We start from the raw sequence: 13,482 nt of genomic DNA, 5'->3' as shown, positions 1-13,482 counted from the left end.
CTATATATCTAAATATCGTTTAACAGAATTATCCTTCTGAAGGATCAGGAACAAATACACGAAGTAATGTTTCGCTAATGGCATTGTTACAATGTTCAGCCCGCGCCTGAATTTGAATACAACTCCAAGTGCGATAAGGAGTACCGCCAGGAACGGTAACTCTCACTTTAAATTTTTTGGACTGGCCTGAACCCACAGTGATCTGATTATTTGTAATTACAGATGAATTTCCTTCAAACGCAACATTGAGAGTTACGTTTGCAGACCGTGTTTGTCTGTTCTTATTCGCACAGGATAGGTCACTGAAAACAGAAGCCAAATGATACGTGTTTGTTTTAGAAGTATTGTTGGTGAGTGTTAATAGATAAACAGCACCATTTTCACCCGCAGACTTCACATTTCTATTTTTTTCCACACTTAAATCACTATTGCAGTTTTGAGCATATCCCGAAAATGAAAGAAATATGCATACTAGAAGAAAATGAAAAAACAGCCAGTTCTTACTTGATCTCATTAATGAAGAAATATTATTCATAATTACATTTTTTAACAATACTTATTACTTGTATCAGTGTATCAATATTCCAATAGCAACCAAGACTGTTTCAATCCTGTAATTAGAATAAAAATTCTAATTCTAGAAACAATAAGTAGGTATTAATCTGTAAATGAATAGCTTGGGGGCTACCGAAAGTATGACGAAATTAAGTACTTCATGAACATTTTGTACGTAACCTCTTACACTTTTCGAGGAATAAAGGTAATTTTGAAATCGAAATAAGCACTATGAAATCGCATAAAATTGTTGAAATGTTAGATAAAAACGATGAACGACACATTTTTTTGGAAAATCTGTAAATTTTTGTAGGAAATTAATATACGTGTTTCCACGTAGATGCCTAAATTTAGGAGAGTTAATGGTTATTTTTTTGTAAGAAAAGAATTTCATTTTTCTTCCAGAAATCTTTTTTTAAATCCATAAGAACAAAACCTATCTTTGCCATCAAAATTCGATTAAGAAAAATGCTAAAAAAGGAAATTCAAAGACGAAGAACTTTTGGAATCATATCACATCCCGATGCCGGTAAAACCACATTGACCGAAAAGCTATTGCTCTTTGGTGGAGCAATACAGGAGGCCGGAGCCGTAAAAAGCAATAAAATTAAAAAAGGGGCGACCAGTGATTTTATGGAGATAGAACGTCAAAGGGGGATTTCTGTTGCCACTTCCGTATTGGCTTTTGAATATAACGGGATCAAGATCAATATACTAGATACTCCCGGTCACAAGGATTTTGCTGAAGATACTTTTAGAACACTAACAGCTGTGGATAGCGTAATTGTTGTAATAGATGTAGCAAAGGGTGTGGAAGAACAGACCGAAAAACTGGTAGAAGTTTGCCGCATGAGAAACATCCCTATGATCGTTTTTATTAATAAACTGGATAGAGAAGGAAAAGATGCATTCGAGCTTTTGGATGAGATTGAACAAAAGTTAAAACTAAGGGTAACGCCACTTAGTTTCCCCATCGGAATGGGATACGATTTCAAAGGAATTTACAATATCTGGGAAAAGAATGTGAATCTCTTTAGTGGTGATAGCAGAAAGAATATTGAGGAAACCATAAAGATCGAAGATCTTAAAGATCCTGAATTGGATCAACTCATTGGTGAGAAACCGGCCAATTCTCTAAGAGATGAGTTGGAGTTAGTTTATGAGGTCTATCCTGATTTTAACAGAGATGAGTATTTAAACGGGGAGTTACAGCCGGTTTTCTTCGGCTCTGCTCTTAATAATTTTGGAGTTCGTGAATTATTGGATTGTTTTGTTTCTATCGCACCAACGCCCCGGCCAAAAGAAAGTGACACTCGCTTAGTAAAACCCGATGAAAAGGATTTCTCAGGATTTGTGTTTAAAATCCACGCAAATATGGATCCTAAACACCGGGATCGCCTGGCATTTGTGAAAATAGTTTCAGGTACTTTTGAACGAAATACTTCGTATTTGCACGTAAGACATAATAAAAAATTAAAATTTTCTAGTCCGAACGCCTTTTTTGCTGAAAAAAAACAGATCGTTGATATCTCTTATCCCGGAGATATTGTTGGTTTACACGATACAGGAAATTTTAAGATCGGTGACACCCTTACTGAAGGGGAAGAAATGAATTACAAGGGAATTCCAAGTTTTTCACCGGAGCATTTTAAATATATTAACAATGCCGATCCAATGAAGAGTAAGCAATTGGAGAAAGGAATTGACCAATTGATGGATGAGGGCGTTGCTCAGTTATTTACCTTAGAGTTAAACGGAAGAAAAGTAATAGGGACTGTGGGAGCACTACAGTTTGAAGTTATTCAGTATCGTCTTGAACATGAATACGGTGCTAAATGCAGATATGAAAATTTAAATGTCCATAAAGCCTGCTGGGTAGAACCAAAAGATCCAAAAAGTGAGGAATTTGCAGATTTTAAACGTGTAAAATCGAAATTTCTTGCGAAAGACAAACGTGGTCAATTGGTTTTCTTTGCCGATTCGGCGTTTACACTTCAAATGACACAGAGCAAATATCCTAATGTCAAGTTACATTTCGTAAGCGAATTTGAAAAACAGCAATAGATAACCACCGCAATTTTACAAATATATAGCTTGGATATCTAATCGGTCAATATCACCAAAGGTTGCTCTAAAGGCAGCATCCGAAACTAAATTACCACCATATACGGCTCCATTTAAGTGTATACTATATGTGCCGGGTTCTAAAGAAATCGTGGTTGAACGCGAATTATAAACAAAACCTGTTGCCGTGTCACAATTAGAATTGGAATAAACCGAACTAGTCATCCCATAGGCCTTTGAAGTATCGGGTGTTGTGCCATCCCCCAGATAAAAATAATTATGGGCAATCTTCGCCCTGCCATCGGCTATATTCGTGGTTCCGTCATAACTTTTAAAATCCACAGAAATATAATAGGTAATGACAACTAAAGCCCTTTCGGTAAGTGTAAAGTTCTTCTTATATACTTCGGATGAATTTAAGCCTGAATTGGCTGTGGTTTGAATAATCACCGGAGTGGCAACGCTCGATTCGGAAGAAAGTTCACCGGATACCTCTGCCAGTTTAAGATTACCGTTCGCATCAACCATAACATTATAACTGGAATCGCCTCCCATATTTTTATTGTTATTCTCGCTATTTAATCCATCTATTCGAATGGTACTATCATTACCCGATATATGTAAAATTTCCTGAGGGTCTGTAGTTCCAATTCCAACCTGAGCACTTACCGAGAGTGCGGCAAGAAGAAAGAGTGCAAAAAATGTAGTTGTATTTTTCATAATTGATCGAATTGTATTTTTATAATATCTTTTAATTTTTCTGTTCGTTAATTCTGCAACATTGGTCCGTCTGCATTTCCCGAAGAACACACACAATGTGGATCAGACCATGGTACATAGGATAAAGTCACCGTAGAGGTATCACATGTTCCTGCGTTCGGAAAGGGTAAACAAACCTGATATTCAAATGTTACATCTCCTAAAAATCCTGCTTCCGGGGTATAAGAATAACTTCCGTCCGGATTAAAAGAAAATGATTCCCCTGCCGGAGTAGGTCCGGAGACCAACGAAAACGTTGAGCCGGCCGGTACACTGTTGGTAACAACAGAACCATTAAATTCGGTATCGAGACAACCTGTTTCGTTCAACGGTGTCGCGTATTTTTGAATTATAAATGCTTTTCCGTCTCCATGATCTGCGGTGGCTGCAGTTAATTCAAATCTTGTAATTATCGAACCTGTTGGCGCCAGATCACTTAACTTAAATATGGCAATTCCTATAGTTCCGTTATTTTCCAACACTCTTCCCGAGTTCCAATAATCTACTCCATTAGGAGGTGCATTAAATTGGGGACCCCATTGTGTTGAGTTCGGCCTAACAAAGGTATCTCCAAGAAATTGCTCTGGTCCGCCTCCTACAGGCGTTCCGTAAACGGCGATATAATAGCAATTGTTCGCATTTCGCTCAGATATAGCTATAAGTCCGCCTTGATTCGATGGAATTCCGGGAGAATAATACAAAGATTGAACCTGTGCATCTGTAGTTTCAACGGCTGCAAAATCATTGCAGATATTGCGTCCGTTTGAATCGGACAGGAAATAGTGATTTAAGTTTTTATCTCTAAATGCGGCTATTGCAGCTGTATTCCACGTAACATTCGAACTGTTACTAATAACATTAACTCCATTTTGAATAATTCGGTTTGCTGCATGTCCGTTTGGCCCTACTCGCGTCATTTCGTAGGAGGTAGGAGCTGCAAAGGACTCGTAAACGAGACCATCAATGGTAATGGATTTTATAGTAGCGGGGAAATTCGGATTTAACTGAGTATCTGTCCACTGAAAGGTTACTCCCGTTGTCACCGAGGTCGCCTGAGTTTGCGCAAAACCAACAGTAGTAAACAACAAGTAAAGTAAACTTGATGCTATAAAGAACAATCTTCTACACTGAACGATATGTACAGCTGTTTTCATAAGTAGGATTTTTTGGGGTACTCATCACAAGAATTAATTTTAAAAATTAACTGGGGCTCTCATGATTTGAGACAAACTTATGACATATAAAGTATTTTCCTACTACACAGCTACTTATATTCGTTATAGTGAAATATTAATCCGTTTAAATGCACTTTATAACAAAAAAATTAAGATTTTTAACACTGAATTTTTCAAGAAAAAAGTACAAAATGAGGATAGTAATTGTGTGGTCGTCGCATAAAAAAATCCTTCAGACCGAAGTCTGAAGGATGTAATTTTTTACCTGATAAATTGTAACTCTAAGCTTCTCCCGTGGGCCCAAAATTAATTGGAATTGGAGATTGCTGATAGTCCTTTATCTCCCCATGAGCTTTCTCAAATCGTTGTACATTGTCGTGCAAAGCCTTCAGAAAACGTTTCGCATGCTGGGGTGTGATCACTATTCGTGATTTTACTTTACTCTTTGGAACTCCCGGCATTATACTTACAAAGTCTACTACAAACTCCGATTGGGAATGGTTGATGATCGCCAGATTGCTATAAATACCCTGGGCTGTATTTTCATCTAATTCAATATTAATTTGTCCTTGTTGGGGCTGTTGTTTTTTATTATTCTGATCTGCCATAATATTTAATTTAAACAAAGAATCCCGCTTTGTCACGGGATTCTTTAATTATATAATAAAACCTTGTATTCAATTAAAAATACTAGTTATAATTCACTTCTTGCTTCTCACGAGTCATTTCTTCCAACTCTTCTTTAGAACCTACAATTATAGTGTCATAACTTCTCATACCGGTACCGGCCGGAATCTTATGTCCTACAATCACATTCTCTTTAAGGCCTTCCAAAGTATCTACTTTGCCACTAACAGCAGCTTCGTTCAATACTTTAGTAGTTTCCTGGAAGGAAGCCGCAGAAATAAACGACTTAGTCTGCAACGATGCTCTGGTAATACCCTGAAGTATTGGAGTCGCCGTTGCGGTTTCAGCATCACGAGCTTCAACCAACACCTTATCGTTTCTTCTCAGAATTGAATTCTCATCTCTAAGATCCCTTGGAGAAATGATCTGTCCTTCTTTCAGATTTTCTGAATCACCGGCATTAACAACCACTTTCATTCCGAAGATCTTATCGTTCTCTTCAATGAAATCGTCCTTATGTGCTAACTGATTTTCAAGGAATGTAGTGTCTCCACTATCCACGATCTGTACCTTACGCATCATCTGGCGTACAACCACCTCAAAATGCTTATCGTTGATCTTTACTCCCTGTAATCGGTATACTTCCTGTACTTCATTCACCAGATACTGCTGTACTGCTGAAGGCCCTTTAATTCTAAGGATATCTTCTGGAGTAATCGATCCGTCAGATAATGGCATTCCTGCACGAACATAATCGTTCTCCTGAACCAGGATCTGATTGGAAAGCTTCACCAAATACTTCTTGATCTCACCAAGCTTAGATTCGATGATGATCTCACGGTTACCACGCTTAATTTTTCCGAAGGAAACTACACCATCGATCTCACTTACAACCGCAGGGTTCGATGGATTACGCGCTTCAAATAATTCGGTAACACGCGGTAAACCTCCCGTAATATCACCAGCCTTAGCCGATTTACGAGGGATCTTCACAAGAATCTTTCCTATCTTGATCTTATCGCCATCATCCACCATTAGGTGAGCTCCTACCGGTAAGTTATAAGAGCGAATTACCTCGTCCTTCTTACCAAGGATCTGAAGCGTTGGGATCTTCTTTTTATCTCTTGATTCTGAAATTACTTTTTCCTGGAATCCGGTCTGCTCATCGATCTCAACCTGATAGGTAACACCTTGTTCGATATTTTCGTACTTGATCTTACCGGCAAATTCAGAAATGATCACCCCGTTATATGGATCCCATTGACATACTGTTTCACCTGCTTTCAGTTTACTTCCATTCTTTACAAAAATGGTAGAACCGTAAGGGATATTATTAGTACTTAAAGTAATCCCGGTCTTCTCATCGATCAATTTGATCTCTGAAGTTCTCGAAATAACGATATCTACAGTTTTTCCTTCTGAATCCTCTCCTTTTACTGTCTTCAGGTCTTCGATCTCGGCCTTTCCGTCAAATTTAACGGTAAGTTTGTTTTCTTCTGAAATGTTTCCGGCAATACCACCCACGTGGAAGGTACGTAGCGTAAGCTGAGTACCAGGTTCCCCAATGGATTGTGCAGCTACAACACCAACGGCTTCTCCTCGTTGTACCATTTTGTTGGTAGCAAGGTTTCTTCCGTAGCACTGAGAACAAATTCCCTTTTTAGCTTCGCAGGTTAACGCCGAACGAACCTCAACTGTTTCAATTGGTGAATTTCCGATCTTGGCGGCAACGGCTTCTGTTATATGATCGCCGCTTTTCACCAAAATTTCTTTGGTCAACGGATTCAACACATCATTTAGTGCAGTTCTACCTACGATCCTGTCACTTAAAGATTCTACAATCTCTTCGTTTTTCTTTAATGCAGCAACCTCGATTCCTCTAAGAGTACCACAATCTTCTTCATTGATGATCACATCCTGTGACACATCTACCAATCGACGCGTTAAATAACCTGCATCGGCAGTTTTAAGTGCCGTATCGGCCAGACCTTTACGAGCACCGTGAGTGGAGATAAAGTATTCAAGAATTGATAATCCTTCCTTAAAGTTAGAAAGAATCGGGTTCTCAATAATTTCGCCACCCCCTGAATTCGATTTTTTAGGTTTTGCCATCAATCCACGCATCCCGGTTAACTGACGGATCTGTTCTTTAGATCCACGAGCTCCCGAATCAAGCATCATATACACCGAGTTGAATCCTTGCTGATCCTCGCGGATACGTTTCATAGACAATTCGGTAAGTTCAGCATTGGTAGCTGTCCATATATCGATCACCTGATTGTAACGTTCGTTATTGGTGATAAGTCCCATGTTATAGTTGGCAATGATACCATCAACCTGTGTGTTAGCATCATCGATCATGGTATACTTTTCCTCAGGTATAATAATATCACCCAAGCTAAATGATAAGCCACCTTCAAATGCAAACTTATATCCGAGAGTCTTAATTTCATCAAGGAAAGCAGAAGTTGTCGGCACACTTGTTACCGAAAGAATATCCCCAATAATATCACGAAGTGATTTCTTGGTCAATACTTCATTTATATATCCTGCCTCTTCAGGAACCTGCTCGTTAAAGATCACTCTACCTAGGGTAGTTGTGATGATCTGATAAACAAGTTCTCCTTCTTCATTAAAGTCTTTCGTACGTATTTTAATTTCAGCATTCAGGTCAACCTGCTTTTCATTATAAGCAATGATTGCCTCTTCTGCCGAGTAAAACGTTAAGCCTTCTCCTTTTACCTTTAATTCCTTCGTCGATTTACGCAATTTGGTCATATAGTAAAGACCCAAGACCATATCCTGAGATGGTACTGCTACCGGCGAACCGTTGGCAGGATTCAGAATATTGTGCGATGCGAGCATTAACAATTGTGCTTCAAGAATAGCTTCCGGACCTAACGGAAGGTGAACCGCCATCTGGTCACCGTCAAAGTCGGCGTTAAATGCCGTACATACCAATGGGTGTAACTGGATCGCTTTTCCTTCTATTAATTTAGGCTGGAACGCCTGAATTCCCAAACGGTGCAAGGTAGGAGCACGGTTTAATAGTACAGGGTGTCCTTTCAATACATTTTCCAGGATATCCCATACCACGGGTTCTTTCTTATCTATAATCTTCTTTGCACTCTTAACCGTTTTTACGATTCCTCTCTCAATCAGTTTTCTGATAACAAAAGGCTTATAAAGTTCGGCTGCCATGTCCTTTGGAAGACCACATTCAAATAATTTTAGTTCGGGTCCAACAACAATTACCGATCGCGCCGAATAATCTACACGTTTCCCTAATAAGTTTTGACGGAAACGTCCTTGCTTACCTTTTAATGAATCGGACAGCGATTTTAACGGACGGTTACTATCGGTTTTTACTGCGGAAGACTTTCGGGTGTTGTCGAATAATGAATCCACAGATTCCTGAAGCATACGCTTTTCATTACGCAGAATCACTTCGGGAGCCTTAATTTCCATCAATCGCTTTAAGCGATTGTTTCTAATGATCACACGACGGTACAAGTCATTAAGATCGGAAGTTGCAAAACGACCACCATCAAGAGGTACCAACGGACGTAATTCCGGCGGAATTACCGGTACTACCTTCATGATCATCCACTCCGGCTTGTTCTCTCGGTTCTTATTGGCATCACGAAGTGCTTCAACTACTTGAAGACGCTTTAAAGCCTCTGTTTTTCGTTGTTTAGAAGTTTCGTTATTCGCTTTGTGTCTAAGTTCGAATGAAAGACTGTCCAGATCAATTCTGTTTAATAGATCGATCAAACACTCTGCCCCCATCTTAGCGATGAACTTGTTCGGGTCTGAATCTTCCAGATACAGATTTTCCTGCGGAAGTGAATCTAAAATAGTAAGATACTCTTCTTCAGTAAGGAAATCCATTTTCTTAACCGGCTCCCCGTCTTCGTATTTAGCGATACCGGGTTGTATTACCACATACCTTTCGTAGTATATGATCATATCCAGTTTCTTGGAAGGCAATCCAAGCAAATATCCAATTTTGTTTGGTAAACTACGGAAATACCAGATGTGTGCCACAGGAACTACCAGATTGATATGTCCCACTCGGTCACGACGAACTTTCTTTTCGGTTACCTCAACACCACAACGGTCGCAAACTATTCCCTTGTAGCGGATTCTTTTATATTTACCACAGGCACATTCGTAATCCTTTACAGGACCAAAAATACGCTCACAGAAAAGACCGTCACGCTCCGGCTTATGTGTACGGTAGTTAATTGTTTCAGGCTTTAAAACTTCACCGCGAGACTCTGCCAAAATAGACTCAGGAGAGGCCAAACCAATAGAAATCTTATCGAATTTCTGTACTGTGTTTTCTTTATTTCTTGCCATAATGCTGTAAAATAATCTTTTTTGTTTTTGAAAAGAGGTCGGTAAATACGAACCTCATGAGGTTTAAAAGTTCCCCGCTTTGTATCTTCGCGAATTCTTTAGCGAAACACAATACGGGGATTTCTATTATTCCTCTAATCTGATATCGAGTCCGAGTCCCTTCAATTCGTGCATTAACACGTTGAACGATTCCGGTAATCCCGGTTCAGGCATGGTTTCACCTTTTACTATACTTTCGTATGTCTTGGCTCTTCCAATAACGTCATCAGATTTAACTGTCAAAATCTCCCGCAAGGTGCTGGATGCTCCATAAGCCTCCAAAGCCCAAACTTCCATCTCTCCAAAACGCTGACCACCAAACTGAGCTTTACCACCCAAGGGTTGTTGCGTAATTAATGAGTAAGGACCAATAGAACGGGCATGCATCTTATCGTCTACCATATGACCCAGCTTTAGCATATAGATCACTCCTACTGTTGCAGGTTGGTCGAAGCGTTGCCCGGTACCACCGTCATAGAGGTAGGTATGACCAAATCTTGGAATTTCTGCTTCATCTGTAAGTTCATTGATCTGATCTAACGTCGCTCCGTCAAAAATTGGCGTTGCAAACTTTCGGTTCAGTTTCTGACCTGCCCAACCTAAAACGGTTTCGTAGATCTGACCGATGTTCATACGCGATGGTACTCCCAGAGGGTTCAATACGATATCAACAGGTGTTCCGTCTTCAAGGAAAGGCATATCTTCTTCACGAACGATTCGGGCAACAATACCCTTGTTTCCGTGACGACCTGCCATCTTATCCCCTACTTTCAGTTTACGCTTTTTAGCGATGTAAACCTTGGCGAGTTTCAAAATTCCTGAAGGCAATTCATCTCCAACAGAGATCGTAAATTTCTCACGACGTAAATTCCCCTGAAGATCATTTTCCTTGATCTTATAATTGTGCATCAGATCTGCCACCATATGATTGGTAGCGTCATCTGTGGTCCAGGTACCCCCTGTTAGGTGAGTATAATCCTCAACTGCGTTAAGCATTTTCAAGGTATACTTCTTACCCTTTGGAAATACTACTTCACCAAGGTCGTTCATGACGCCTTGTGCAGTTTTTCCACCTACGATCGCAAATAATTTTTCAACAAGTACATCTTTCAACGCATCGAATTTTGCATCATAAGCTGCTTCCAGTTCGGTGATGTCTTCCTTGTCTTTTGCTCTTTTACGCTTATCCTTAATAGCACGTGCAAACAACTTCTTGTCAATTACGACACCATTAAGTGATGGAGAAGCTTTAAGTGATGCGTCTTTTACATCACCTGCTTTATCTCCGAAGATCGCACGAAGTAATTTTTCTTCCGGGGTAGGATCACTTTCTCCTTTTGGAGTAATTTTTCCAATTAGTATGTCTCCCGGCTTCACTTCAGCACCAACCCGGATCATTCCGTGTTCGTCAAGATCTTTGGTAGCTTCTTCAGAAACATTAGGGATATCATTGGTCAATTCTTCATTACCCAATTTAGTATCTCTAACTTCCAGTGAGTATTCATCTATATGTATAGAGGTGAAGATATCTTCACGTACTACTTTTTCAGATATTACGATCGCATCCTCAAAGTTATATCCCTTCCAGGGCATGAAGGCTACCTTCATGTTTCGTCCCAGTGCAAGTTCTCCTTTTTCGGTTGCATATCCTTGACAAAGTACCTGTCCTTTTTTAACGCGATCCCCTTTTCTTACGATAGGTTTCAGGTTAATGGAAGTACTTTGGTTTGTTTTTCTGAATTTTACAAGATTATAGGTCTTACTGTCCTCATCAAAACTCACCATACGCTCATCCTCGGTACGGTCGTATTTAATGGTGATCATATTCGCATCCACATATTCTACAACACCATCACCTTCTGCATTGATAAGTACTCTAGAATCTGAAGCTACCTGACGTTCAAGTCCGGTCCCAACAATAGGAGAATCGGCAATCAATAAAGGTACCGCCTGTCGCATCATGTTAGATCCCATCAAGGCACGGTTCGCATCATCATGTTCCAGGAACGGGATCAACGAAGCAGAAATTGAAGAGATCTGGTTAGGCGCTACATCGGTATAATGAACCGATTTTGGTTCAACCAACGGGAAGTCACCTTCCATACGTGCAATTACCTTATCGGTATCGATAGTACCATCTTCCTTAATAGGAATGTTAGCTTGTGCAATTAATTTTTCTTCCTCTTCTTCAGCAGACAGATAGGTAGGTTCGGTCTTTAGATCGATCTTACCGTCGGTCACTTTTCGATAGGGAGTTTCAATAAATCCTAGGTTATTCACCTTGGCATATACTGATAGTGAAGAAATAAGTCCGATGTTCGGTCCTTCCGGAGTTTCAATAGGACAAAGTCTTCCGTAGTGTGTATAGTGAACATCACGCACCTCGAACCCGGCTCTTTCTCTTGAAAGACCTCCCGGTCCTAATGCAGATAGACGACGCTTATGTGTGATCTCTGCCAACGGATTGGTTTGATCCATAAACTGAGACAACTGGTTCGTCCCGAAGAACGAGTTGATCACAGAAGATAAAGTCTTCGCATTAATAAGGTCGATAGGTGTAAATACTTCATTGTCACGAACGTTCATACGTTCACGAATGGTACGTGCCATACGGGCAAGACCAACACCAAACTGAGATGACAACTGTTCCCCTACCGTACGAACACGACGGTTAGAAAGGTGATCAATATCATCGATCTCTGCCTTAGAGTTGATAAGCTCGATCAAATATTTAACGATGGTAATGATATCTTCTTTGGTAAGCACTTGCTTGTCCATTGCGATATCAAGACCCAGTTTTTTATTCATTCGGTAACGTCCAACTTCACCAAGGTTATATCGCTGATCACTAAAGAACAACTTGTTGATAATCCCTCGGGCCGTTTCTTCATCTGGCGGTTCGGCATTACGCAATTGTCTGTAAATATGCTCTACCGCTTCTTTTTCTGAATTGGTAGGATCTTTCTGAAGTGTATTGTGAATGATAGCGTAATCTGCCTGAAGATTATCCTCTTTATGTAAAAGAATAGTCTTAGAACCTGAATCTAAGATCTCCTCTATATGATCCTTTTCAAGTACAGTATCACGATCCAATACGATCTCGTTTCGTTCGATAGAAACTACCTCACCGGTATCTTCATCTACGAAATCCTCATGCCAGGTTTTTAGGACACGGGCAGCAAGTTTACGTCCAAGATATTTTTTAAGACCGGTTTTTGAAGCTTTCACTTCTTCGGCAAGGTCGAAGATCTCAAGGATATCCTTATCTCTTTCAAAACCAATAGCACGGAAAAGTGTTGTAACCGGTAACTTTTTCTTTCTATCGATATAAGCGTACATCACGCTGTTGATATCGGTAGCGAATTCGATCCAAGAGCCTTTAAAAGGAATTACTCTGGCCGAATATAATTTTGTTCCGTTGGCGTGGAACGATTGTCCAAAGAAGACACCGGGCGAACGGTGTAACTGAGAAACAACAACACGTTCTGCTCCATTGATACAAAAAGTACCACTTGGAGTCATATAGGGAATAGTCCCCAGATAAACATCCTGTACGATCGTTTCAAAATCCTCGTGTTCGGGATCTGTACAATACAGTTTTAATCGTGCTTTTAAGGGTACGCTGTAGGTAAGACCTCTTTCAATACATTCCTGAATGGAATATCGCGGAGGGTCTACAAAGTAATCTAAAAACTCTAAAACAAATTGGTTGCGTGTGTCGGTAATAGGAAAATTTTCCATGAAGGTCTTGTAAAGCCCTTCGTTACCTCTTTCTTCTGACTTGGTTTCCAGTTGGAAAAAATCCTGAAAGGATTTGATCTGGATGTCCAAAAAGTCCGGATATTCCGGCTTGTTTTGTACAGAGGAAAAATTCAATCTTTCAGTTTGCGTTGCTGACATC

The 13,482-nt window shown here is 39.9% G+C and carries 7 protein-coding genes; 1 reads left to right on the top strand and 6 read right to left on the bottom strand.

Going from position 1 to position 13,482, the window contains the following annotated elements:
* Positions 1–28 precede the first annotated feature (28 nt).
* Positions 29–535, bottom strand: a complete 507-nt coding sequence (locus tag ALE3EI_RS08680) for a hypothetical protein (protein WP_186987878.1) — start codon at positions 533–535, stop codon at positions 29–31.
* Between the two features lie 488 nt (positions 536–1,023).
* On the opposite strand from ALE3EI_RS08680, the gene ALE3EI_RS08675 reads away from it, so the two are divergent.
* Positions 1,024–2,619: a peptide chain release factor 3 gene (locus tag ALE3EI_RS08675; protein WP_186987877.1), complete on the top strand. Its 1,596-nt coding sequence runs from the start codon at positions 1,024–1,026 to the stop codon at positions 2,617–2,619.
* Positions 2,620–2,634: 15 nt separating this feature from the next.
* On the opposite strand, the gene ALE3EI_RS08670 is transcribed toward ALE3EI_RS08675, so the two are convergent.
* From ALE3EI_RS08670 to rpoB, 5 genes are all read right to left on the bottom strand, one after another.
* Positions 2,635–3,339, bottom strand: coding sequence for a hypothetical protein (locus tag ALE3EI_RS08670; RefSeq protein WP_186987876.1), 705 nt, complete (start codon positions 3,337–3,339; stop codon positions 2,635–2,637).
* A 47-nt stretch (positions 3,340–3,386) separates the two neighbouring features.
* The gene (locus tag ALE3EI_RS08665; protein WP_186987875.1) at positions 3,387–4,532 is read right to left on the bottom strand and encodes an Ig-like domain-containing protein; all 1,146 of its coding nucleotides are present in this window, start codon (positions 4,530–4,532) and stop codon (positions 3,387–3,389) included.
* Between the two features lie 302 nt (positions 4,533–4,834).
* Positions 4,835–5,161: a DUF3467 domain-containing protein gene (locus ALE3EI_RS08660; protein WP_186987874.1), complete on the bottom strand. Its 327-nt coding sequence runs from the start codon at positions 5,159–5,161 to the stop codon at positions 4,835–4,837.
* An 82-nt stretch (positions 5,162–5,243) separates the two neighbouring features.
* Positions 5,244–9,542: a DNA-directed RNA polymerase subunit beta' gene (gene rpoC / locus ALE3EI_RS08655; protein ID WP_186987873.1), complete on the bottom strand. Its 4,299-nt coding sequence runs from the start codon at positions 9,540–9,542 to the stop codon at positions 5,244–5,246.
* 126 nt (positions 9,543–9,668) lie between these two features.
* The gene (rpoB, locus tag ALE3EI_RS08650; RefSeq protein ID WP_186987872.1) at positions 9,669–13,481 is read right to left on the bottom strand and encodes a DNA-directed RNA polymerase subunit beta; all 3,813 of its coding nucleotides are present in this window, start codon (positions 13,479–13,481) and stop codon (positions 9,669–9,671) included.
* Position 13,482: the final 1 nt, after the last annotated feature.

The sequence above is a fragment of the Constantimarinum furrinae genome, assembly GCF_014295415.1.
Taxonomy (GTDB): Bacteria; Bacteroidota; Bacteroidia; order Flavobacteriales; family Flavobacteriaceae; genus Constantimarinum; species Constantimarinum furrinae.
Note: the sequence above shows the minus strand (reverse complement) of the source record. Positions and strands in the feature narration are given on the sequence as shown.

Bases quoted from the DNA above. Each gene is read 5' to 3' on its own strand.
- rpoB (WP_186987872.1), bottom strand. From the start codon at position 13,481: ATGTCAGCAACGCAAACTGAAAGATTGAATTTTTCCTCTGTACAAAAC.
- ALE3EI_RS08675 (WP_186987877.1), top strand. From the start codon at position 1,024: ATGCTAAAAAAGGAAATTCAAAGACGAAGAACTTTTGGAATCATATCA.
- ALE3EI_RS08680 (WP_186987878.1), bottom strand. From the start codon at position 535: ATGAATAATATTTCTTCATTAATGAGATCAAGTAAGAACTGGCTGTTT.
- ALE3EI_RS08660 (WP_186987874.1), bottom strand. From the start codon at position 5,161: ATGGCAGATCAGAATAATAAAAAACAACAGCCCCAACAAGGACAAATT.
- ALE3EI_RS08665 (WP_186987875.1), bottom strand. From the start codon at position 4,532: ATGAAAACAGCTGTACATATCGTTCAGTGTAGAAGATTGTTCTTTATA.
- ALE3EI_RS08670 (WP_186987876.1), bottom strand. From the start codon at position 3,339: ATGAAAAATACAACTACATTTTTTGCACTCTTTCTTCTTGCCGCACTC.
- rpoC (WP_186987873.1), bottom strand. From the start codon at position 9,542: ATGGCAAGAAATAAAGAAAACACAGTACAGAAATTCGATAAGATTTCT.